The organism is Caulobacter sp. X (assembly GCF_002742635.1).
GTDB lineage: Bacteria > Pseudomonadota > Alphaproteobacteria > Caulobacterales > Caulobacteraceae > Caulobacter.
The window spans coordinates 625,535-649,229 of record NZ_PEGF01000002.1 but is presented as its reverse complement, the minus strand read 5'-3'; the positions used below and the strand labels follow the sequence as shown (position 1 = coordinate 649,229).

Below are 23,695 nucleotides of genomic sequence, written 5' to 3'. Positions count from 1 at the left end.
GGGGGAGGAATTTCTTGTCCGAACAACTCGACGCCGTGGATGCCAAGATCCTCGATCTCATCCAACACGACGCCGGACTGTCCGTCGCCGAGATCGCCGAACGAGTCGGCCTGTCGTCCAGCCCGTGCTGGCGCCGGATCAAGCGGCTGGAAGACGCCGGCGTCATCCAGCGCCGCGTGACCATTCTGGACCGCGAAAAGCTGGGCCTGGGCTTCGAGGTCTATTGCACCGTCAAGCTGTCCCTTCCGACCAAGGAAAATCTGGACACGTTCGAACAGGCGGTCGCCAAGTGGGCCGAGGTCGTCCAGTGCGCCACCGTGACCGGCGCGGCCGACTACGAGATGCGCATCGTCACCCGCGACATGCGCGCCTTCGACGAATTCCTGCGCGACAAGCTGCTGTCGCTGGGCCTGGTGTCGAACATCGAGAGCCGCATCGTGATCCGCGGCGTCAAGAACTCGACCGCCGTGCCTCTGGGCCTGATCAGCCCTTATGTGAGCCCGCTGGGCTAGGGGCGAGGGGAACCCGTTTCCCCTTCCTCCGTCATTCCCGCCCTTGTGGCGGGAACCCCTGGTTCAGCTGACACGTGAGACGCCAGCGGATCGCTAGCGATCCGCCCCTCCCGCACCTGCGGCGGATAGAGGGGTTCCCGCCACAAGGGCGGGAATGACGGAATAGGGTTGGCGCAAACAAGACTACCGAAGGAGAGGCCGCCATGGCCGGATCGAGCACCGGGAGTGCGTCGACGCGACGCGTGCTGGCCGCCAGCCTGATCGGCACGGCGGTCGAGTTCTACGACTTCTATATCTACGCCACGGCCGCCTCGCTGGTGTTTGGGCCGCTGTTCTTCCCGGCCAGCTCGCCGGCCATGCAGCTTTTGGCCTCCTACGCCAGCCTGAGCGTGGCCTTCATCGCCCGCCCCCTGGGCTCGATCGTGTTCGGCCATTTCGGCGATCGCATCGGGCGAAAGTCGACGCTGGTGGCGTCGCTGCTGATCATGGGCGGCTCGACCCTGCTGGTCGCCTTCCTGCCGACCTACCACCACATCGGCTGGGTCGCGCCGTTCCTGCTGTGCCTGCTGCGTTTTGGCCAGGGCTTCGGCCTGGGTGGCGAATGGGGCGGCGCGGCGCTGCTGGCGGTCGAGAACGCCCCGCCCGGCTTCCGCGCGCGCTTTGGCATGTTCCCGCAGCTGGGCGCGCCGGTCGGCTTCATCGCCGCCAACGGCCTCTTCCTGATCCTGGGCGCCCTGCTGACGCCCGAGCAGTTCCAGGCCTGGGGCTGGCGCGTGCCGTTCCTGGGCAGCATCCTGCTAGTCGGGGTCGGCCTGTGGATCCGCCTGAAGCTGACCGAGACCCCCGCCTTCCAGGCCGCCGCGCACGAAGCCCCGCCGCCGCACGTGCCGGTCGCCGAGCTGATGAGGACCCACGCGCGCGAGACGATCGGCGGCACCTTCGCCGTGGTCGCCTGCTTCGCCCTCTTCTACCTGACCACCGCCTTCTCGCTGGGCTATGGGGTCACGACCCTGGGCTATGGCCGCCAGCTGTTCCTGGGCGTGCTGCTGGTCGCTATCCTGTTCATGGCCGGCGGCATCGTCTGGGCTGGCTACTGGGCGGACAAGTCGAGCCCCCGCCGCGTGCTGATGGCCGGCTCGCTGCTGACCATCGTCGCCGGCGCGGCCTTGGCCCCGATGATGGGCTCGGGCTCGCTGGGGCTGATCGGCGTCTTTCTGTCGCTGGCCCTGGTGGTCATGGGCCTGGTCTACGGCCCCCTGGGCGCCTGGCTGCCCAGCCTGTTTCCGGCCCGGGTGCGCTACACCGGCGCGTCGATCGCCTTCAATGTCGGCGGCGTGATCGGCGGCGGCATGACCCCGGCCATCGCCCAGGCCCTGGCGACCCACGGCGGCCTGAAGCTGGTCGGCCTGTATCTGGCCGCGGCCGGCGCGATCAGCCTCCTGGCGCTGTGGCCGCTGAAGAAGACGCCGGACGCGCTGTAGGCAAGGCTCGGAAAGGCGGGTTTCGGCCACCCTTTTGGACAAGACGGGCCCCGCCCCCGCCCGCTAAGCTCCGGCCGATACACCGCTGGAGTTCCCATGATCGATCTCGTCATCGAAGCCCGCCGCAAAAACCTCGGCAATTTCGAGGTCGGGCGGGTGCTGCCGTTCCACGCCCACCGGATGGTCGGGCCGTTCACCTTCCTCGACCACATGGGCCCGGCGACCTTTCAGCCCGGCTTCGCCAAGGACGCCGACGTGCGCCCGCACCCGCATATCGGCCTGTCGACCCTCAGCTACCTGTTCCAGGGCGAGATCACCCACCGCGACAGCGTCGGCTCACTGGCGGTGATCAAGCCGGGCGAGGTCAACTGGATGACCGCCGGCAGCGGCATCACCCACTCCGAACGCTTCGAGGGCCTGCGCGAACACGGCGGCCATATGGACGGCATGCAGGCCTGGATCGCCCTGCCTAAGGAGTTCGAGGAGATCGACCCCAGCTTCACCCACCACGAAGGTTCGGGCGACCTGCCCTACTATGAGGAGGGCGGACTGAAGGCGCGGCTGATCGCCGGCGAGGCCTTTGGCGCGAAGTCGAACGTGCCGGTCTATTCGCCGCTGTTCTACGTCCACTGGGAGCTGGAGCCGGGGACCACCGCCGCCCTGCCCGCCGAATATTCCGAGCGCGCCGCCTATGTCGCCGAGGGCCGGGTCGAGGTCGACGGTCGCGAGCTGACCACCGCCCAGATGGCCGTCTTCGCGCCGGGCGACACCGTGGTCTTCAAGGCCCTCGAGCGCTCGACCGTCATGCTGATGGGCGGTGAGCCGATTGGCCCGCGCTTCATCGAATGGAACTTCGTCTCCTCGTCCAAGGACCGCATCGAGCAGGCCAAGGCCGACTGGAAGGCCGGCCGCATGAAGCTGCCCGACCTCGACCACGACGAGTTCATCCCCCTGCCCGAAGGCCCGCCGCCGCCCGCGCCGCCGATGTCGTGAGTCTCTTCCCTCTCCCTTTCGGGAGAGGGTGGCCCGCCAGGGCCGGGTGAGGGGTTGCGCTGAGGTCGCCCAGAAACCCCTCATCCGTCAGCTCCGCTGACACCTTCTCCCGCAAGGGGAGAAGGAGACGGTTGAAAGGGCTTGGCTAGGAAGCCCATAACTCCCCCATGACCGACACAGCTTTCGCCACCTTCGTTCGCGGCCTGCCCAAGGCCGAGCTGCACATGCACATCGAGGGCAGCCTCGAACCCGAACTGATGTTCGCCCTGGCGCAACGCAACGGGATCACTCTGCCCTACAAGTCGGTCGACGAGATCCGGGCGGCCTATCAGTTCTCGAACCTGCAGGACTTCCTGGACATCTATTACCAGGGCGCGGGCGTGCTGATCACGGAGGCCGACTTCAAGGACCTGGCCCTGGCCTACTTCCAGCGCCTGGCGGCCGATGGCGGCACGCACGCCGAGATCTTCTTCGATCCCCAGACCCACACCGACCGCGGCGTCGCGTTCGACACGGTGATCAAGGGCCTGCTGGCCGGCATGGCCGAGGCCGAGAAGACGCTGGGCGTCACCTCCAAGCTGATCCTGTGCTTCCTGCGGCATCTCTCCGAAGAGTCCGCCTTCGAGACGCTGGAGCAGGCCAAGCCGTGGCTAGCCTCCCTGGCCGGCGTCGGCCTGGACAGCTCAGAGGTCGGCCATCCGCCGGCCAAGTTCGCCCGCGTCATGCAGGCGGCCCGAGACCTCGGCCTCAAGGTCGTGGCCCACGCCGGCGAGGAAGGCCCGCCGGAATATGTCTGGGAAGCCATTGACCTCGTGAAGGTCGACCGCATCGACCACGGCAACCGCGCCCTCGAGGACGAGGCCCTGACCGCGCGCCTGGTCAAGGACGGCGTGACCCTGACCGTCTGCCCGCTGTCGAACCTGAAGCTGTGCGGCGTGCCCAGCCTCGACGTCCATCCGCTGAAGAAGATGCTCAGCCTGGGCCTGAAGGCCACGGTCAATTCCGACGACCCGGCCTATTTTGGCGGTTATCTCTTGGAGAACTACCTCGCCACCGCCGACGCCGTGGGCCTGACGCGCGACGAGATCGTCACCCTGGCCAAGAACAGCTTCGAAGGCTCGTTCCTGTCGGACGCCGAGAAGGCCGAGCGGGTGGCGAAGGTCGAGGCCTACGCGGCGGCGCACTAAGAACCCTCTCCCACTTTCAAGACCCCTCTCCCTCTGGGAGAGGAGGGACCCGCCGCGTAGCGGTGGGAGGTGAGGGATTACGACGGGCTGACGGTTTAGCCCCTCTCCCCTACCCCTCTCCCAAGGGAGAGGAGGCCTTCTAAGCCAGCGCTTCCCGCAGCGCGTCGCACAGCCGGTCCAGGCCTTCGATATCCAGCCCTGGATCGAGCTCAATCATCACGGTGGACGCCGCGATGTGGTCGGCGGTCGGGGTGTCGTCGGCCTTCACGGTCAGGTCGCGGACCGCGCAGCTGGCCGGCACGCCCGCCTGGCGCAGCTTCCAGGCCACGGTCCCGGCGTCGTCGCCAGGCAGAGTCAGGGCGCAGGTCGGGGAAATCCAGCTCATGCCCCAGCCCGGCTGGAAACTGACGCCGCTGTCCAGCAGCAGCACCCGCAGCTGCTGGGCCGTGGCGCACAGGCGGTGGCGCAGGCGGGCCCAGGCGGCCACGCCGTCGTCGCCGACGAAGGGGCGGGCCTCGATGGCGTTGACCGGCGTGGCGTCCTCGCAGGCGACGAACACGCCCTCGCCGCTGGGCAGGCCGATCAGCACCGGCACGGGGGCCTCGATCATCACGTCGAAGGCGCCGAAGGCGTCGACCAGCACCGGCAGGCCGGTCTCGTCGCGGAAGGCGGCCCAGGCGCGCATGTCGGGCGCGCGGCCGTGGGCGGCGGCGGGGACGATGGCTTCCAGCGGGCCCGGCGCGTGGGGCAGGCGCTCGCGCAGGTGGCGGGTGTCGAACATGGCGCTGAACGGATCGACGTCGACCAGCCAGGCCGTCAGGCCGGCCGCGGCCACGCCGGCCAGGGTCTCCAGATCGGCCAGCGCCGAAACCACGCAGACGCCGCCGGGCCGCACGCCCAGGGCCTTCAGCGCCGCCGCGACGGTCGTCGTCCGGTCGGTGAAGGCGCGGGCGCGGACGGGACGCGCGAAACGGCTGGCCAGGCGCTGTTCAAGATCGGAGGCGTAGCCGCGCGCGCCCAAGGCCTTGGCGACCGCGTCGAAATCCACCGGCTCAAGACCCACCGAAGCGTGGTCCAGAACGGGCGAGGACAGGGTCGAGGCGGCGAAGGGCTTGGGCAGCATGGCGTGAACTTGGATCCGCTAAGAACCAGGCGACCCATGGGGCCGCGCCTTATGGTTAAGCAAAGGTATCCAGCGATTCCGCCGCCCCTAATGCGGCGCGCCGTCGCGGCAAATTTGTCTATCAGCTAGGCGATTTCTGCCAGGTTTCGCGCAGTTCGCGCTTCAGGACCTTGCCGATATGGCTACGCGGCAGGGCGTCGACGAAACGAACCTCCGCCAGCCTTTGGGTCTTGCCGACCTTGTCGTTGACGAAGGTCCGGATGGCCTCCGGCTCGACGTCTCCACGCACCGCGACGAAGGCCACGGGCGTCTCGCCCCAGGCGTCGGAGGGCACGCCGACCACGGCGGCCTCGACCACCGCCGGATGGGTGGCCAGCACCGCCTCCAGGTCGGACGGATAGATGTTGAAGCCGCCGCTGATGATCATGTCCTTCTTGCGATCCATCAGCGTCAGGAAGCCGTCCTCGTCGAACCGGCCGACGTCGCCGGTGCGGATGAAGGTCCAGCCCTCGGGCGAGATCCAGGTCGCCTCGGCCGTCTTGTCGGCGCGGCCATGATAGCCGTTCATCATCGAGGCCGAGCGGCCGACGATCTCGCCGACCACGCCGGGGCCGACCTGGACGCCATCCTCGTCGATCAGGCGGATGTCGTGGCCGGGCGCGGGACGGCCGACCGTGTGCAGCTTGTCCGGATGCTCGTGGGCCATCAGGATGCAGGTCCCGCCGCCCTCGGTCATGCCGAAGTACTCGACCAGGCCGCCGCGCCAGCGTTGCAGCACTTGCGCCTTCAGCTCGGCCGAGAACGGCGCGCTGGTGCAGAACTTCATCCGCGTGGACGAGAGATCGTAACGGTCGAAGTCCGGGTGCTCCATCAGCCGGCGGTATTGCACCGGCACCAGCATGGTGTGGGTGACGCGGTGCTGTTGGGCCAGCTCCAGATAGCGGACGACGTCGAACTTTTTCATCAGCACGACGGTCCCGCCGCCGGCCAGGGTCGGGAAGAAGCAGACCAGCGTCGTGTTCGAATAGAGCGGCGTCGACAGCAGGCTGACCGGCGCGTGAGCGTAGCCGATCGTGTCGCCGACGAAGATGTGCTTCCAGCGCATGCCGTGCGACTGGACGATGCCCTTGGGCGTGCCGGTCGTGCCGCTGGAATAGATGATGTTGAACGGGTGCTTGGGCTCGATCACGACAGGCTCGGGCGCCGCGCCCTCCGGCGCCAGCCAGGCGTCGAAGGCCTCGCCGGCGGAAGATCCGTCCAGGGCGATCTGGCGGACTGGGACGGGCGCGGGCTTCTGGGCCTGGGCCACGCCCGCGTCGAGGAAGAACAGCTTGGCCCCGCAGTCGGCGACCATGCCGGCGATGGCCTCGGGCGTTGAGGACGGCGCGATCGGCGCGACCGCCACGCCGGCCCGCAGCGCGCCGAGGAACAGGGCGGCATAGGGGATCGACGACAGGGCGCAGACGGCGACGGCCTCGCCGGGCTGGACGCCATCGCGCTGCAGGGCGGCGGCGACCCGGTCGGCCAGGGCGTCGAACTGGGCGTAGGTGACGGCCTCGCCGGTCTCCATCACCACCGCCAGGCGGTCGGGATTCTCCTGGGCGCGGATCCGCAGGATCTCGCCGATGGTCCCGTAGTCGGCGGCGATCATGGCGGCGAGGGTGGACATGGGAAACGCCTCTACAAAACCCCCTTCCCTCTTGGATGGGGGAAGGGTTGGGGATGGGGGTGACACCGTCGGATGTGGGGGCGCGGCTTCAACCGCCGCATCACCCCACCCCTACCCCTCCCCATCAGGGGGAGGGGAGACGAGTTACGCGTCCTTGAACCCCTTGCCCTCGGCGACCAGCCGCTCCAGCAGGGCCGACGGCTTGAAGTCGTCGCCCAGCTCGGCGTGGAATTCCTTCATCTTGGCCAGGATCTTGTCGAGGCCCACCAGCTCGCCCCAGAACATCGGGCCGCCGCGATAGACCGGCCAGCCGTAGCCGTTGATCCAGACGATATCGATGTCCGAGGCGCGGATGGCCTTGCCTTCCTCGAGGATCTTCGCGCCCTCGTTGACCATCGGATAGAGGCAGCGCTCCAGGATCTCCTGGTCGGTGATCGTCCGGCGCTGGATCTGGCGCTTCTCGGCGAAGTCGCGGATCACCTGCTCGACCACCGGCGAGGGGCTGGCGTTGCGGTTCTCGTCGTAGTCGTAGAAGCCCTTGCCGTTCTTCTGGCCGCGGCGGTCCATCTCGCACAGCACCTCGCGCACGGTCGAGGAGCTGGTCTTGGCCGGGTCCCAGCCGATGTCGAGGCCGGCGAGATCACTCATCGCGAACGGCCCCATCGGCAGGCCGAAGTCATAGAGCACCCGATCGACGTCCCAGGGCATGGCGCCTTCCAGGATCAGCTTCTGGGCCTCGCGCTGGCGCTGGGCGAGCATGCGGTTGCCGACAAAGCCGTAGCAGACGCCCACCAGGACCGGGACCTTGCCGATGGCCTTGGACAGCTTCATGCAGGTGGCGATGACTTCCTTGGAGGTCTTGTCGCCCCGCACCAGTTCCAACAGGCGCATGACATTGGCCGGCGAGAAGAAGTGCGTGCCGATCACGCTCTCCGGACGGCTGGTCACGGCCGCGATCTCGTTGACGTCGAGATACGAGGTGTTGGTGGCCAGGATCGCGCCGGGCTTGGCGATCTTGTCCAGCTTGGCGAAGACCTCCTTCTTGATCTCCATCAGCTCGAACACGGCCTCGATGATCATGTCGCAGTCGGCCAGGGCCTCCATCTCCATGGAGGGCGTGAGCAAGCCCATGCGCTTTTCGACGTCGTCCTGGGTCAGGCGACCCTTCTTGGCGGTGTTCTCGTAGTTCTTGCGGATGATCCCGACGCCGCGCTCGAGGTTCTCCTGCTTGGCCTCGATGATCGTCACCGGGATGCCGGCGTTCAGGAAGTTCATGGCGATGCCGCCGCCCATGGTGCCGGCGCCGATCACCCCGACCTTCTTGACCGGGATCGTCGGGGTGTCGTCCGGCACGTCCGGGATCTTGGCGGCCTGGCGCTCGGCGAAGAACACATAGCGCTGGGCGGCCGACTGCGTGCCGGTCATCAGCTCCATGAACAGGCGGCGCTCTTCCTTGAGCCCCTCGTCGAAGGGCAGGTTCACCGCCGCCTCGACGCACTTGATGTTGTTCTCGGGGGCCATGAAGCCGCGGAACTTCTTGGCGTTGGCCTTGCGGAAGCTCGCGAAGATCTCGGGCTTGCCGCGCGCGGCCTCGACCTTGTCGTTCAGCTCGCGGACCTTCTTCAGCGGACGGTTCTCGGCCACGACCTTGCGGGCGAAGGCGATCGCGCCGTCGCGGAGGTTGCCTTCCTCGACCAGCTCGTCGAACAGGCCCATGGCGTGGGCGGCCTTGGCCGGGACGTGCTGGCCGCTGGTCACCATCTCCAGCGCCTTCTCGACGCCGACGATGCGCGGCAGGCGCTGGGTGCCGCCGGCCCCGGGCAGCAGGCCGATGTTCACTTCCGGCAAGCCCGCCTTGGCCGAGGGGACGGCGACGCGGTAGTGCGCGACCAGGGCGACTTCCAAGCCGCCGCCGAGCGCCGTGCCGTGGATCGCGGCGACCACCGGCTTGGGCGAATTCTCGATGGTGTTCTGAACGTCCTGCAGCGACGGGCCGGTCATGGCCTTGCCGAACTCGGTGATGTCGGCGCCGGCGATGAAGGTCTTGCCGTCGCAGATCAGCACGATCGCCTTGACCGCCGGATCGGCGATGGCGGCCTCGAAGGCGCCTTTCAGCCCCTCGCGAACCACGGCCGACAGGGCATTGACCGGCGGCGAGTTCAGCGTGACGACGCCGATGTCGCCTTCCACGGAGAAATCAGTGACGGCGTTGATCGCGGCCATGCGGCTTCCACCCTTGCTCTTAAGTTGATTTCGGCTTGAACAACCGTTTGAGAAACCCTGCACGCCCCAGCGAAGATGTCCAGAGCGCCGTAACGGCGCCCAATTCGGAGGCGCCCGCCGTTGACGGACAGCATCTCCATACTGCAAATTCGAACAATAGTTTCAGTCGTGATCGCGCGGGCCGTCAGAGCGCCGGCGGCGGGCGGAATAGTGTCCTTATTTCCGCAGGAAGGATCGCGACTGTCCGGTGCGTTCGCGGTGAGACACGGGCTTTGGACGCGCCTTGCACGCGTCCCGACGTTTCGAAGTCCGTGCTTGGCGAGCGCGGCGCGCCTCCCCCCGGCGCGACCGACTTCGGTGTGCCCCTCGGCGCGGGAGCCCCCCCTCCCGCGCCGGATTTTTAGGGAGCAATCCTCCCCCTAGCGGGGGAGGTGTCGGCTCGAAGAGACGACGGAGGGGGAAGAGGCAGGGTCAGCAGGACTTCCCCCTCCGGCGCTTCGCGCCACCTCCCCCGCTAGGGGGAGGATTTAGGCCGCCGCCTCGGTCAGGCTGGAATACACCAGCGTCCGCAGCTCACGCCGGATCGGGTAAGAACTGGACGGCATCAGCTGGGTCATGAACACCACCGCCAGATCCTCGACCGGGTCGATCCAGAAGGCGGTCGAGGCCATGCCGCCCCAGAAGTACTCGCCCAGCGAGCCCAGGTTCTTGGTCCGCGCCTGATCCACCGTCATGGCGAAGCCGAGGCCAAAGCCCAGCCCTTCGAACACGGCCTCGCTGAACAGCGACTTGGAGAGCTGGGTCAGCTCCTGGCCTCCGGGCAGGTGGTTCATGGTCATCAGCTTGATGGTCTTGGGGCTGAGCAGCCGCGCGCCGTCCAGCTCGCCGCCGTTCAGCAGCATGCGGCAGAAACGCATGTAGTCGTCGGCCGTCGAGACCAGGCCGCCGCCGCCCGACTTCAACGACGGATCGCTGAGGAAGCGGCTCTTTTCCGGGTCGTCCTGCAGCACCACCTTGCCCGACGGCGTCAGGGCGTAGCAGGCGGTGAAGCGCGACCGCTGGCCTTCGGGCACGAAGAAGCCGGTGTCGACCATCTTCAGCGGATCGAAGATGCGGGTCTTCAGGAAGACGTCGAACGGCTGGCCCGAGATCGTCTCGACCAGATAGCCCAGCACATCGGTGGCGACCGAATAGTTCCAGGACTCGCCGGGCGAGAACTCCAGCGGCACGGTCCCCAGGGCGTCGACGAAGGCCTGGAGGCCGCCCTCGCTGTCCACCCCGTCCAGCTTCAGCTTGCGATAGGCCGCGTCGACATTGGTGCGCTGCTGGAAGCCGTAGGTCAGGCCCGCCGTGTGCCGCAGCAGGTCGATCATCCGCATCGGCTCGACGGTCGGCTTGGTCAGAAAGGCGCCCTGCACGCCGCCGTTGAAGACGCCCAGGGTCCGCCAGGCCGGGATGAAGCGATGCACCGGATCGTCCAGCGCCACCAGGCCATCCTCGACCAGCATCATGAAGGCGACGCTGGTGATCGGCTTGGTCATCGAATAGATGCGGAACAGACTGTCGGCCTTCAGCGGCTTTCCGCGCTCGACATCCGCCTGTCCCAGCACCGATGTGTAGGCTAGCTGGCCGCGCCGCCAGACTTGGGTCAGGGCGCAGGGCAATTTTCCACTGTCGATATATTTGGACTGAATGAAGCCATCGATGCGCTTCAAGCGCTCGGACGACATTCCCACGGCTTCAGGCGTACTCAAGATTTCACTCCCCTTGTGCGTTGTCTTCTTGGCGTCGCCCGAAAAAGCGAGCGCGACGTTCCGTCGCAACCCAAACTTTACCCGGATGGGCGCATCCTAATTGAAGACGAGGGAATCAGGATGGGCAAGCACTTGGACGCGGGGGCTGCCTCAAGGATCGAAGCGGCGGCCGCTGACTGGTTCTTCCAGAACAGCCTCGACATGTTCGTCGTGCTGCACGACCGCACCATCGCCCGCGTCAATCCCGCCTGGACCCAGGCCACCGGCTGGAGCCCCGAGGACTCGCTGGGCCGGCACATGCACGACTTCTTCCATCTGCACGACACGCCGATCATCCAGGACATCGGCCGCATCCTGGAGGCGCGCGGCCAGGCCACCGCCGAGCATCGCCTGGCCCGCAAGGGCGGCGGCTGGCTGTGGGTGCGCTCGCAGTCCAAGGTGCTGGAAGGCGGCGACCTCTTGATCGTTTTCCAGGATCGCACCGAGGAACGCGCCCGCAACATCGCCCGCCAGCAGGCCGAGCGCTCCAACGAGCTCTTGCGCACCGCGACCGGCGTCTATGTCTGGCGCTTCAACGCCCGCAAGGGGATCTACGTCTTCGAGCAGGACATCCCGACCCCCAGCCATCCGGAGGGCGGCGTGCGGACCATGTCGGTCTCGGAGATGACGGAGTCGATCCACCCCGACGACCGCGATCGCGCCTGGGAGGCCCTGTCGCGCACCCTGCGCGGCGGCGAGCATGTCGAGATCGACTACCGCTACCTGGACCCGCCGACCGGCCGCTGGGCTCACATCCACTCGTCCTGGCGCGGCGTGCGCGGCGCCAGTCCCGAGACCTGGGACGTGATCGGCATCAGCCAGGACGTCACCGAACTGGTCGAGGCCCGCGACGCGGCCCTGGCCGCCGCCGACGCCAAGAGCCAGTTCCTGGCCAATATGAGCCACGAGATACGCACCCCGATGAACGGCGTGCTGGGCGTGCTGCACCTGCTGAAGAAGGAGCGGCTGTCGGCCGACGGCCGCCGCCTGCTGAACGAGGCGCTGGACTGCGGCGAGATGCTGTCCCAGCTGCTGAACGACATCATCGATGTCTCGCGGATCGAGGCCGGCAAGCTGGAGCTGGCCGACGAGCCGACCGAGCCGGCCGAGCTCTTGCGCGGCGTCGCCGAGATGCTGCGCCCGCAGGCCGAGGCCAAGGGGCTCTACCTGCGGGTGGAGACGGCTGGAGACCTCGGCTGGGTCAACACCGACCCGCTGCGCCTGCGCCAGGCCCTGTTCAACCTGCTGGGCAACGCGGTGAAGTTCACCCTGGAGGGCGGCGTCGTGGCGCGGCTGACGGGCCGACGCGAGGGCGACCACGTTCGTCTGCGCTACGAGATCGAGGACACCGGCGTCGGCATCGCGCCCGAGGCCGCCGCCAAGCTGTTCGAACGCTTCAAGCAGGGCGACGGCTCGACGACCCGGCGCTTTGGCGGCTCGGGCCTGGGCCTGGTGATCTGCCGGCGCCTGGCCGAGCTGATGGGCGGCGACGTCGGCTTCGACAGCGCGCCGGGCCAGGGCTCGACCTTCTGGATCGAGATCGAGGCCGAGGTCGGAGAAGCGCCGGTCGAGACCCACGACGACGACGACGAGGCCCCGCTGTTCGCCGGCCTGCGCGTGCTGCTGGTCGAGGACAACGCCACCAACCGCTTGATCGCCGGCCGCATGCTGGAGGCGCTGGGCGCCCAGGTCAGCCTGGCCGAGGACGGCGTCCAGGGCGTGGCCATGGCGCGCGAGGGCTTCGACCTGATCCTGATGGACATCCAGATGCCGGGCATGGACGGCGTCGAGGCCACCCAGCGCATCCGCGCCCTGCCCGCCCCGATCGGAACCGCGCCGATCCTGGCCATGACCGCCAACGCCATGGCCCACCAGCAGGCCGGCTACGTGGCCGCCGGCATGGACGGCGCGATCGCCAAGCCCCTCTCCCCCGCCGCCCTGGCGCGCGCCATCATCCAGGTGCTGACGGCGGACCGGAGCGGAACGCTGAAGGCGTCTTAGGGCGGTCCGAAGGTCCGGTTGTGATCGGGATCCTGGAGACCTACGCCCCATTGCGGACGTTGACCTGCGAAAGCCGCATCCGTAAGGTTCCCGGGTTGCTGTAGGGCGCATCGGTTCTGACACCGGAAGGGCTAAGCCCGCCTACGACACCTCAATCGTAACGCGCCCATGCTGAATCTCGAAAATCTGCGCAAGCAGGCCAAGCTCCATCTCCGTTGGCATCGCGAACGGTATTTGCCCGTCGCGAACCAGATCAGGTCGCTGCTGCCGCGTTATAGCGGCCTCACGGACCAGGAGATCCTGGCCTCGCCCTTCAAGCTTAGCGACGCTCAGGAACTCGTCGCGAGGAAGGCGGGATTCGAGACCTGGTTGGCGCTAACCAAGGGCCTTTCATCCATGCCAGTTGCAAACCCGTCGTCCTCCTCGGCCATTATCGCCGCCGAACCGCAGCTCTTCGTGTCTGACATGGCGGTCTCTCTTGCGTTTTATGAGGAGAAGCTCGGCTTCCGCCGTGTGTTCACCTCCGGTGAGCCCGCCTTCTATGCTCAGGTCGCGCGCGACGGCGCGAAACTAAACCTGCGTCGCGTCGACGGGCCCGTATTTTCCGAACATTTTCGCGCTCACGAGCCTGACGCCCTGTCCGCGACCCTGACACTCGACGACGCCAAGCCTTTATTCCTAGAGCTTCAAGCCGCCGGAGTGACCTTCCACCAGACCCTGCGCAGCGAGCCCTGGGGCGCACGCACCTTCATCGTCCGCGACCCGGATGGAAACCTGATACTTTTCGCGGGCGCGAGTTAGGACCGCTAGCCACCTGAACGGCCCTCGGCACTCCGTCTCCCGGCGTCGCCGACAGGCCTTTACGAAACGACCCAAGGACGAGCGGCGCCCAGGTAGCGCTACCCCCTGAAACATTCCTGACAAACCCTGAGGCTAGGGGAGGCGATTATCCCTCTACGGAAGGGATGGTCTTTCGGGCCGCGCCTCGGACGCCTAGATAGGCGGAACGTCCGATCGCGCCGGCTCCTGGCCCGCGCGTTTTTGGGGTGAGTTCGATGGACGATGGTCGGATCGGCGGGGCGGCGACGGCGCGCTACGCCCGCAAGAAGGAGACGATCCTGGCCGCGGCCACGGCGATCCTGAACCGCCAGGGCGTGCGCGGCATGACCCTGGCCGACGTCGCCGCCCAGGTGGGCCTCAACACCACCAGCGTCACCTACTACTACCGCAAGAAGGACGACCTGGCCGCCGCCTGCTTCATGCGCGGCCTGGAGCGCCTGGAAGCCATGGTCGATGAGGCCGCCGCCCAAGGCTCGCCCGCCGACCGCATCGTCAAGTTCCTCGACCTCTATCTGGACCTGCATCGCGGGGTGCGCCTGGGCGAGGCCACGCCCCTGACCAGCTTCGCCGAGGTCAAGGCGCTGAAGGAGCCCGTGCGCGGCTCGGTGGTCGAGGCGTTCAACAACCTGTTCCGCCGCGTGCGCGGCTTCTTCGACGACCCGTCCCTGGCGCATCTGGACAAGCGCCAGCGCAACGCCCGCGCCCACCTCCTGATGGAGCAGGTGTTCTGGTCGGGCCGCTGGCTGCGTCGCTACGACGTCGAGGACTATGGCCGGGTGCGCGACCGGATGGGCGACATCCTGCTGAACGGCCTGCCGGCGGACGGCCGCGCCTGGGCGCCGCGCCCCCTGCCCGACCCGACGCCGCTGTCGGAGGACGGCCTGGAGTGGCGCGAGACCTTCCTGGTGGCCGCCACCCGCCTGATCAACCAGCGCGGCTATCGCGGCGCCTCGGTCGAGGAGATCTCGGCGGCCCTGAACGTGACCAAGGGCTCGTTCTACCACCACCACGACGACAAGGACGCCCTGGTCGCCGAGTGCTTCGAGCGCACCTTCACGGTCACCCGCCGCTCGCAGCTGGACGCCCGGGCCCTCGGGGCCGACAGCTGGACCCAGCTGGCCTCGACCGCCGCCGGCCTGACCAGCTACCAGCTGTCCGAGCACGGGCCGCTGTTGCGCGCCTCGTCGCTGGGCGCCCTGCCCGAGCCCCTGCGCGGCGACATGGCCGACGGCTATATGCGCGGCTGGCAGCGCTTCGCCTCGATCATCTCCGACGGGATCGCCGACGGTTCGATCCGCCCGATCGACCCCAGCATCGCCGCCCACATGATCAACTCGATGCTGAACGCGGCGGCCTCGCTGCCGACCTGGGTGCCCGGCCTGGACGGCGAGGAAGCCGCCGAGCTGTTCGCCCGGCCGCTGCTGACGGGCGTGCTGGGGTAGTCGCCGCCCAAAGTGTTGCGACACATTAACCATAAACTAGGTGGCGTCGCCCTCGCCTGATACCCTCAAGGCACTGATTCGCCTTGAGTCTCGCCGCATGACGACGATCAATCCGTATTCGTCGACCTACGCGCCTGGCCTGACCGCCGGCCAGACGGCGACGCAGCGCGCCAACCAGGCGACCGGCTATGGCCAGACCCGCGACCAGAGCCCGACGATCAACACCCCGGCGGTCAACGTCACCCTCTCGCCCGCCGCCCAGGCCGCGTTGAGGGCCCAGACCGACTCCCGCACGACCGAGGGCGTGGTCGCCGAGGCCAAGGCCCAGATCGCCGCGCTGCTGAAGGCGGCCAAGACCACCACCGCGCTGAAGGACGGCGATCCGACGATCGACGTGTCGGGCCTGGACCGCCGCACGCTGTACGCCGTGGCCAGCAACCAGGGCGGCGGCTTTCCGATCGAGCAGCAGGTGGTCGCGTCCCTGGCGCTGAAGGCCCAGAACGACCAGACGCTGGCCGCCCCCGCCGCCCAGGCGCGGCTGACCGGCGACTACGCCACGCTCTACCAGACCGCCATCGACCAGATGGACGCCGCCGGCCCCGAGGAGAAGGCCTCGGCCGCCTGGAGCCGCGACCGGGCGGCCCTGGTCGAGGCGCGCGGCCAGGCCATATCCCGCCCGGGCCTGGCCCCCGTCGGCGTCCAGAACGACAGCGTCGCGGCCTATATGCACGAAGCGGGCGGCGTCGTGGCCGGCGCCAAGACCCGCGACTTCGGCAAGGTCGCGACCGACGTCCGCGCCGCCCTCGACAAGCAGTATTCGCTGGCGGTGCATCCCGACGCGGCCAAGAGCCCCGACAGCGGCGACATCGACTTCCGCCGCTTCGACGACCGCTCGCTGGCGGCGGTGGCCCTGAACCAGGACGATCAGTTCTCGGCTCACGAGGCCCGCATGGCCCAGATCGAGATCCGCTCGCGCGACAGCGCCGCCATCAAGGCCAGCTACCAGTCGACCAGCAGCGACGAGGGCGGCTTCGGCAAGGCGATGATCACCCGCTACGCCGGCATGACCGCCGAGGAGCGCCAGGCCGCCGGCTGGACGCCGCAGACCTACAGCAAGATGGTCGAGCTCCAGGCCTCGCGCGACAAGCTGGGCCAGATGTTCAACGCGGATGGGTCCATGGCGGGACCGCCGAGCTTGTTGGATTATTTGTAAGAGCGCCTCCCTCTCCCTTGGGAGAGGGGGGTAGGGGTGAGGGGCTGGGGTGTCTGATCGTCGAGGCGAGACTCCCCTCACCCTCCCACCGCTTCGCGGCGGCCCCGCCCTCTCCCCTTGGGAGAGGGTTTCCATTCACCCCAGCGTCAGAAACCCGTGCGCCTGGACGAGGCTCTCGCCAGCCGCGATGCGAGCGCTGGGATTGGGCTTGGGTTCGCCGACCTTGACCAGGGTGTTGCGGTCGACGTGCTTGAACGGCTCGTCGCGGCCGCGAACCTGCAGCATCGTCGTCGAAACGTAAGACCAGCCGCCGTCGGCCTCGAACCGGACGTCCAGCTGGTAGGAGTCGGTGCGGAACGCCCACTCCAGGAAGTCGGTCGAGCAGATACCGTAGCCCGGCCCGCCCCGCTCGGCGCGCACCGACAGGCCCGAGCCGTCGGCGTTGGCCTGGCCCTTGGCCAGCGCCACCTGGCCGCGCGGAATCGCCAGGGTCTGCATGATGAGCCCCGTGGCCGGCTCCCACAGCCAATAGCCGATCTGGTCGTGGAAGGTGGTGTCCTCGTCCGAGGCGACGATGTGGATGTGGTAGCGCAGGCCGTACAGCAGCTGCGGGCCGTTGGCCTGCGGGTCGATCGGGTGCAGTTCGATGCGCTCGAGGAACTCGCGGCGCTCCGGGCCCTCGGCCTTGGGGTTCAGGTCGACGCCCCTGCGGCCTTCCCAGACGCCGGCCAGCCGGGTCAGCGGCCCCAGATTGGCCAGGGTGTCCGGATCCACGTCTTCCGGTTCGGTGAAGATGTCGTCTGGGAACTCGTTCATGCGTCCTTGGGTCTATCACATCCCGCCTGAGGTCAAGCTTGGCGGGGTCGGTTTCGTCCGGCGGCGTCTCGACCGCGTATAGGAGGTGTTCATGACGGGATCGAAATCGTGGCGCCACAAGCTTCGCCGATACGTTCGACGAGGGGTTTCGCATTCGCCTTGGGACGCCTAATGGGGGACGCTTAAGTGGGACAACATCGGTCGCCGTCTCGCGTCCAGCCGCCGCAACTATCGGAACTGATTTTCATGCGTTTCGCCAAGACCGGCGCGGCCGGGCGTTCTGGCTCCCTCTCCCGCGCGCGCGGCGCCCTGCTGGCGGCGACGGCGGTCGCGCTGAGCGGCTGCGTCACCCCCGCTCCGAAGATCGACGCGCGCCTGCCCGCCGCCTATGAGGCGCCCGCCGGCAAGGCCCTGCCGACCGCGACGCTGGACCAGTGGTGGACCAGCTTCGACGATCCGGTTCTGAACGATCTGGTCGCCACGGCCCTGGCCCAGGCGCCGGACGCGCGCCTGGCCGCCGCGCGGCTGGAGGAAGCCCGCGCCACGCGCCAGGGCCAGATCCGCCAGCTCTACATCCCCTCCACGCCCCTGACGGGCTCGGCCAAGCGGACCGACACCGACATCATCGACCAGAGCGGCACGGGCGGCTTCACCCAGGGCGGCGTCAGCAAGACCTATTCGGCCAGTTTCGACGTCTCGTGGGAGCTCGATCTGATCGGCCGCCGCCGCGCCGCCCGCAAGGTGGTCGACAACGACCTGGCCGCCAGCCGCTTCGTCTACGAGGGCGCCCGCGCGGCCCTGGCCGCCAATGTCGCCCAGTCCTATTTCGAGGCCCGCGGCTACGCCGTGCAGCTGGACGACGCCCGCCAGAGCGCCCGCATCGCCCAGAGCCTGTACGACGTCGCCGCCGAGAAGGGCCGCCGCGGTCTCTCGGCCACCTCCGAGGGCGAGCGCGCCGCCGCCGACCTCGCCCAGGCGGAGGCGCAGGTCGCCCAGCTGGAGGCCCAGCTGCAGGCCGCCCGCCGCAGCCTGCTGATCCTGGTCGGCCGGGGGGTCGATCCGCTGGCGAGCCTGCCGGTCGAGCCGGTCCTGGCCAAGGTTCCCGCCACGCCCGCCACGGCCCCCGGCGACCTCCTGGCTCGCCGCCCCGACGTGCGCGAGGCCGCCGCGCGGCTGCTGTCGGCCTCGGCGACCCTGAACGTCAATGAGCTGGCCCTGTTTCCGACCGTGACCCTGGCCCCCAGCGCCGGCCTGACGAAGTCGATCAGCCCCAGCTTCCTGCAGCCGGGCGCGACCACCTCGACCACCAGCTCGGCCTGGACCCTGGGCGCGAACCTCTCGGTTCCGGTGCTCGACATCCCCAAGCTGATGTCCGACATCAAGGCCCAGGGCGCCCGCGTCGAGCAGGCGGCGATCACCTACGAACAGACCGTGCAGCAGGCGTTCGGCGAGGCCGAGAACGCGCTCGTGCAACTCGACGCCGACCAGCGGCGGGTGGCCCTGCTGGCCGCCGGCGAGCGCCGCGCCGCCATCGCCTATGAGGCCAGCCGCAAGGGTTACGCCGCCGGCCTGACCGACCTGACCACGGCCCTGCAGGCCGAGCAGTCCTGGCGCGGGGCCCGCACGGCCCTGACCGGGGCCCAGACCCAGGCGCTGCAACGCGCCGTCCAGACCTACAAGGCGCTCGGCGGCGGCTGGACGCCCGCCAGCGTTCCCCAGAAGCCTTCCGCGCAATGAGACCCGCTCCGATGACGACCCGCTCCCTGATCGCCACCGCCCTGGTCAGCGCCGCCCTCGTCGGCGTCGGCGGCGGCCTGTCCGCCTGCGGCAAGAAGGCCGAGACCGACACCGCCAAGCCCGCCGGCGCCCAGCAGGCCCGCACCGTCTCGGTGACCCGCGTCGAGACCCGCGCCCTGGGCGGCGGCTTCAAGGCCTCGGGCCAGCTGATCCCGCGCGAGGAGGCGGCTGTGGGCTCGGAGCTCTCGGGCTACCGCGTCGCCCAGGTCTTCGTCGAGGAAGGCGCCTGGGTGAAGGCCGGCCAGCCGCTGGCCCAGCTGGACAACACCCTGCTGCGCGCCCAGATCGCCCAGCAGGCCGCCGTCGCCGCCCAGGCCGAGGCCGAGGCCAAGCGCGTCACCGGCCTCGACGGCCAAGGGATCCTCAGCCAGGAGCAGATCGAGAGCCGCCGCTACACCGCCAAGGCCCAGGCCGCCGCGCTCGCCGAGCTCCAGACCCGCGATCGCCGCATGACCATCACCGCCCCGGTCTCGGGCCGGGTGCTGGAGCGCACGGTCCGTCCCGGCGACGTGGCCGGCGGCAGCACGCCCTGGTTCCGCATCGCCCGCGACGGCCTCGTGGAGCTGAACGCCGAGGTCAACGAGGCCGATCTGGCCAATGTCCGCGTCGGCCAGCCGGCGCAGGTGACCATTCCGGGCGGGACGACGGTGTCGGGCAAGGTTCGCATCATCAGCCCGCTGATCGACTCCACGACGCGTCTTGGCCGCGTGCGCGTGCAGCTGCCGCTGAACGACGCCTTGCGCGCGGGCGGGGTCGCCACCGCGGTGTTCGGCGCCTCGGGCGTCCAGGTCGCCGCCGTGCCCGAAGCCGCCCTGCGCCTCGACGCCGAAGGGGCCTCGCTGATGGCGGTCGACGACCAGAACCGCGCCCGCCAGATCCCCGTTAAGACCGGCGCCCGGTCCGGCGGCTGGGTTCAGTTGCTGGACGGCCCGGCGGTCGGCACGCGCGTCCTGCTGGGCGGCTCGGCCTTCACCCTGGACGGCGACAAGGTGAAGCCGGTCGAAAAGGCGGCCCGCTGATGTCGTCGCAACTTCGCGTCTCCGCCTGGGCGATCAAGAACCCGATCCCGATCGCGGTGCTGTTCATCGCCCTGATGCTGGGCGGGATCGCCAGCTACTTCATGCTGCCGATCAAGCAGTTCCCGAACATCTCGTTCCCGATGGTCGTCGTCACCGTCACCCAGAGCGGCGCGGCCGCCGGCGAGATGGAGACCCAGATCACCCGTCCGATCGAGGACGCGGTGGCCAGCCTCTCGAACGTCAAGAGCATCCGCTCGACCGTGGTCCAGGGCGCCTCGACCACGCAGATCGAGTTCGAGATGGGCATGGACCTGCAGAAGGCCGTCGACGACGTCCGCTCCAAGGTCGACCAGACCCGAACCGAGATGCCGCGCGAGATCGACGAGCCGATCGTCCAGCGCATCGAGCTCGACTCCCTGCCGATCAACACCTACGCGGTCTCGGCCCCGGACATGTCGATGACCGACCTGTCGTGGTTCGTCGACGACACCATCGCCCGCGCCCTGCAGGGCGAAAAGGGCGTGGCCCAGGTGGCTCGCGTGGGCGGCGTCGATCGCGAGATCAACATCATCGTCGACCCCGAGCGCATGGCCGCCGCGGGCGTCACCGCGCCGCAGCTCAGCAACGCCCTGGCCAGCTTCAGCCAGGACGTCCCCGGCGGCCGGGCCATCGTCGGCGCCCGCGAGCAGACCGTCCGCGTGCTGGCCGCGGCGCACACGGCCGAGGACCTGCGCGCCCTGACCATTCCCGTGGCCGGCGGCCGCTATGTGAAGCTGACCGACGTCGCCCAGATCGGCGACGGCGCGGCCGAGCCTCGGTCCTTCGCCCGGCTGGACGGCCGCCCGGTCGTGGCCTTCCAAGTCAGCAAGACCAAGGAGTCCAGCGACGTCCAGGTCGAGGACCGGGTCAACGCCGCGATCAAGAAGCTGGAGGCGGCCCATCCGGGCGTGACCTTCACCAAGATCTATTCGGTCGTCGACGACACCCGCGCCAGCTTCGACGCCACGGTCCGCACCCTGGTTGAGGGCATGATCCTGGCCGCGATCGTGGTGCTGCTGTTCCTACGCGAGTGGCGGGCCACCCTGATCACCGCCATCGCCATGCCGATGTCGCTGGTGCCGACCTTCATCTTCATGGCGATCATGGGCTTCTCGCTCAACGTCGTGACGCTGCTGGGCCTGACCCTGGTCATCGGCATTCTCGTCGACGACGCCATCGTCGAGATCGAGAACATCGAAAAGCGCGTGGCCGCCGGCCAGCGCCCCTACGAGGCGGCCATCATCGGCGCGGACTCGATCGGCCTGGCGGTCGTGGCCACCACCTTCACCATCGTGGCGGTGTTCGCGCCGGTGGCCTTCATGCCCGGCATCCCCGGCCAGTTCTTCCGCGAGTTCGGCCTGACGGTCGCCGTGGCGGTGCTGTTCTCGCTGGTCGTGGCCCGCCTGCTCACCCCGCTGCTGGCCGCCTATTTCCTCAAGCCCGTCGCCCACGCCAAGCCGCGCAAGCCGTTCGAGGGCCCCTATCGCAAGGCGCTGGGCTGGGCGCTGGACCACCGGATCGTCAGCTGCCTGATCGGCGTGGCGATCTTCATCGGCTCGGTCATGCTGTCGGCCGGCCTGCCCACCGGCTTCCAGCCGCCGGCCAACAACAACTACTACTACATGAAGGTCCAGGGCCCGCCGGGGGCCACGGCCGCCGACATGGACCGCGCGGTGACGCAGATCACCAAGCTGTTCGGCGCCCGCCCCGAGACCGCCCACGTCTTCGCCCAGATCGGCTCGCAGATCGCGGGCATGGGCCCGGGCGGCGGCGGCGGCGGCTCGGACCTGCGCGACGGCACCATCACCGTCGTGCTGCACGACAAGCGCGACCTGCGGGTGACCGAGATCCGCGCCCTGATGCGCGACAAGCTGCTGGACCTGCCCGACGTGCGCCTGACCCTGCTCAGCGACGACGGCGCCGCCGAGGTCCAGACCATCCTGACCAGCGACGACGGCGACGCCCTGGAGCGCGCGGCCCTGACGCTGGAGCGGCAGATGCGCGGCGTGGCCAGCATCGCCGACCCGCGTCCGGCCACCCCGCCCAGCGGCCCCGAGATCGTCATCCGACCGCTGCCGGACGAGGCCGCGCGCCTGGGCGTCTCCACCGCCGACATCGCCGCCGTGGCCCGCGTCGCCACCGTCGGCGACATCGACGCCAATGTCGCCAAGCTGACCGACGGCGAGCGCCGCCTGCCGATCCGCGTCCGCCTGGCCGACGACGCCCGCGGCGACCTCGAGCAGATCAAGGCCCTGCGCGTGCCGACGGCCTCCGGCGGCTTCACGCGACTGGACAGCGTGGCCGAGGTCGCCTTCCAGGCGGGTCCGGCCAAGATCGAGCGCTACGCCCGCAAGCGCCAGCTGACCGTCGAGGCCGACCTGGCCCCCGGCGTGGTGCTGGGCACGGCCACCAAGGACATCGACGCCCTGCCGGTGATGAAGAACCCGCCCAAGGGCGTGGCCAAGGCCACCGCCGGCACGGAGGAGGCCATGGGCGAGCTGTTCGGCGGCTTCGCCATCGCGCTGGGCTCGGCCGTCTTCCTGGTGTTCGGCGTCATGGCCCTGCTGTTCGGCAGCTTCTTCAAGCCGATCACCATCATGTCGGCCCTGCCGCTGGCGATCGGCGGCGCGTTCATCGGCCTCTTGGCCTTCGGCATGAGCCTGTCGATCCCGTCGATGATCGGCTTTTTGATGCTGATGGGCCTGGCGGCCAAGAACTCGATCCTGCTGGTCGAGTACGTGATCGAGGAGGAGCGCCAGGGCGTGCCTCAGCGCACGGCGATCCTGGACGCCTGCCGCGAGCGGGCCCGGCCGATCATCATGACCACCCTGGCGATGATGGCCGGCATGCTGCCCACGGCGCTGGGCATCGGCAAGGGCTCGGAATTCCGCCAGCCGATGGCCGTGGCGGTGATCGGCGGCCTGATCACCTCGACCGTGCTGTCGCTGGTTTTGGTGCCGGTGGTCTATGAGATCATCGACGACTTCGAGAAGTGGCTGAAGCCCAAGCTGACCCGGTTCGTGACGCCGAAAGAGGCCCCGAAGGACGCGGCCGGTTCGGAAGAGCGCGCATGATCGTCCGCCCCTATCGCCCCGGCGACGCCCAGGCCGTCATCGACGTGATCCTGCCGATCCAGCGCGAGGAGTTCGGCGTCGCCATCTCCGCGCAGGACCAGCCGGACCTGGCCGACATCCCCGGCTGGTACCAGACGGGCGCCGGGCAGTTCTGGCTGGCCGAGCTGGACGGCCGGGTGGTCGGGACCATCGCCCTGAAGGACATCGGCGGCGGCGCGGTCGCGCTGCGCAAGATGTTCGTCCGGCCCGAGGGTCGAGGCCCGGCTGGGGCGGCCAGCGCCCTGCTGGCGGCGGCGCTGGAGCACGCGCGGGCCCACGGCGTGCGCCAGATCTGGCTCGGCACCACCGACCGCTTCCTGGCCGCGCACCGGTTCTACGAGAAGAACGGCTTTGCCCGGGTCGAGGCCGACTACCTGCCCGCCGCCTTCCCGCGCATGGCCGTCGACACACGGTTCTATCGCCTGACGCTTTAG

Annotated in this window: 17 protein-coding genes; 12 read left to right on the top strand and 5 right to left on the bottom strand. The window is 69.0% G+C overall.

Translation table 11 applies throughout. The features are described from left to right. Window positions 1-14 precede the first annotated feature (14 nt). The 4 genes from CSW60_RS15320 to CSW60_RS15300 all read left to right on the top strand — a co-directional run bounded on the left by CSW60_RS15320 (window position 15) and on the right by CSW60_RS15300 (window position 4,173). On the top strand, window positions 15-512 hold the full coding sequence (locus CSW60_RS15320) for an Lrp/AsnC family transcriptional regulator (protein WP_004620861.1): 498 nt from the start codon (window positions 15-17) through the stop codon (window positions 510-512). Window positions 513-715: 203 nt separating this feature from the next. Beyond that, window positions 716-1,993 carry an MFS transporter gene (locus tag CSW60_RS15310; RefSeq protein ID WP_099538185.1) on the top strand — a complete coding sequence of 426 codons (1,278 nt, stop codon included), beginning with the start codon at window positions 716-718 and terminating at the stop codon, window positions 1,991-1,993. Window positions 1,994-2,089: 96 nt separating this feature from the next. Continuing rightward, a complete protein-coding gene (locus CSW60_RS15305; protein ID WP_099538184.1) occupies window positions 2,090-2,986 on the top strand; it encodes a pirin family protein in 897 nt (298 codons plus the stop codon). A gap of 167 nt (window positions 2,987-3,153) precedes the next feature. Then, window positions 3,154-4,173, top strand: a complete 1,020-nt coding sequence (locus CSW60_RS15300) for an adenosine deaminase (RefSeq protein ID WP_099538183.1) — start codon at window positions 3,154-3,156, stop codon at window positions 4,171-4,173. 139 nt (window positions 4,174-4,312) lie between these two features. On the opposite strand, the gene CSW60_RS15295 is transcribed toward CSW60_RS15300, so the two are convergent. The 4 genes from CSW60_RS15295 to CSW60_RS15280 all read right to left on the bottom strand — a co-directional run bounded on the left by CSW60_RS15295 (window position 4,313) and on the right by CSW60_RS15280 (window position 10,942). Next, a complete protein-coding gene (locus CSW60_RS15295; RefSeq protein WP_099538182.1) occupies window positions 4,313-5,296 on the bottom strand; it encodes a DegT/DnrJ/EryC1/StrS family aminotransferase in 984 nt (327 codons plus the stop codon). Between the two features lie 121 nt (window positions 5,297-5,417). After that, on the bottom strand, window positions 5,418-6,965 hold the full coding sequence (locus CSW60_RS15290; RefSeq protein WP_099538181.1) for a class I adenylate-forming enzyme family protein: 1,548 nt from the start codon (window positions 6,963-6,965) through the stop codon (window positions 5,418-5,420). 144 nt (window positions 6,966-7,109) lie between these two features. Continuing rightward, window positions 7,110-9,188 (bottom strand): 3-hydroxyacyl-CoA dehydrogenase NAD-binding domain-containing protein, encoded by a 2,079-nt coding sequence (locus CSW60_RS15285; RefSeq protein WP_099538180.1) that lies wholly within the window; start codon window positions 9,186-9,188, stop codon window positions 7,110-7,112. Between the two features lie 527 nt (window positions 9,189-9,715). Next, entirely contained in the window at window positions 9,716-10,942 is a 1,227-nt protein-coding gene (locus CSW60_RS15280; protein ID WP_099538179.1) for a serine hydrolase, read from the bottom strand. 120 nt (window positions 10,943-11,062) lie between these two features. Here CSW60_RS15280 and CSW60_RS15275 point away from each other — a divergent pair, with 120 nt between their 5' ends. The 4 genes from CSW60_RS15275 to CSW60_RS15260 all read left to right on the top strand — a co-directional run bounded on the left by CSW60_RS15275 (window position 11,063) and on the right by CSW60_RS15260 (window position 16,477). Beyond that, window positions 11,063-12,982, top strand: a complete 1,920-nt coding sequence (locus CSW60_RS15275; protein WP_099538178.1) for an ATP-binding protein — start codon at window positions 11,063-11,065, stop codon at window positions 12,980-12,982. A gap of 168 nt (window positions 12,983-13,150) precedes the next feature. Continuing rightward, entirely contained in the window at window positions 13,151-13,783 is a 633-nt protein-coding gene (locus CSW60_RS15270; RefSeq protein ID WP_099538177.1) for a VOC family protein, read from the top strand. A gap of 245 nt (window positions 13,784-14,028) precedes the next feature. Then, entirely contained in the window at window positions 14,029-15,264 is a 1,236-nt protein-coding gene (locus CSW60_RS15265) for a TetR/AcrR family transcriptional regulator (RefSeq protein ID WP_099538176.1), read from the top strand. Window positions 15,265-15,361: 97 nt separating this feature from the next. Further along, window positions 15,362-16,477 (top strand): hypothetical protein, encoded by a 1,116-nt coding sequence (locus CSW60_RS15260; RefSeq protein WP_099538175.1) that lies wholly within the window; start codon window positions 15,362-15,364, stop codon window positions 16,475-16,477. A gap of 135 nt (window positions 16,478-16,612) precedes the next feature. On the opposite strand, the gene CSW60_RS15255 is transcribed toward CSW60_RS15260, so the two are convergent. Then, window positions 16,613-17,293, bottom strand: coding sequence for an FABP family protein (locus CSW60_RS15255; RefSeq protein ID WP_099538174.1), 681 nt, complete (start codon window positions 17,291-17,293; stop codon window positions 16,613-16,615). Between the two features lie 237 nt (window positions 17,294-17,530). Between CSW60_RS15255 and CSW60_RS15250 the strand changes: the two genes are divergently transcribed. Genes CSW60_RS15250 through CSW60_RS15235 form a run of 4 tightly spaced genes read left to right on the top strand, consistent with a single transcriptional unit; the run spans window position 17,531 to window position 23,695 of the window. Beyond that, a complete protein-coding gene (locus tag CSW60_RS15250; protein ID WP_369801042.1) occupies window positions 17,531-19,030 on the top strand; it encodes an efflux transporter outer membrane subunit in 1,500 nt (499 codons plus the stop codon). Window positions 19,031-19,041: 11 nt separating this feature from the next. Next, window positions 19,042-20,109, top strand: a complete 1,068-nt coding sequence (locus CSW60_RS15245; protein WP_099538172.1) for an efflux RND transporter periplasmic adaptor subunit — start codon at window positions 19,042-19,044, stop codon at window positions 20,107-20,109. Further along, window positions 20,109-23,222: an efflux RND transporter permease subunit gene (locus CSW60_RS15240; protein ID WP_099538171.1), complete on the top strand. Its 3,114-nt coding sequence runs from the start codon at window positions 20,109-20,111 to the stop codon at window positions 23,220-23,222. Before CSW60_RS15245 ends, CSW60_RS15240 begins: the two co-directional genes overlap by 1 nt. Then, the gene (locus CSW60_RS15235; RefSeq protein WP_099538170.1) at window positions 23,219-23,695 is read left to right on the top strand and encodes a GNAT family N-acetyltransferase; all 477 of its coding nucleotides are present in this window, start codon (window positions 23,219-23,221) and stop codon (window positions 23,693-23,695) included. The genes CSW60_RS15240 and CSW60_RS15235 overlap by 4 nt, the downstream gene beginning before the upstream one ends.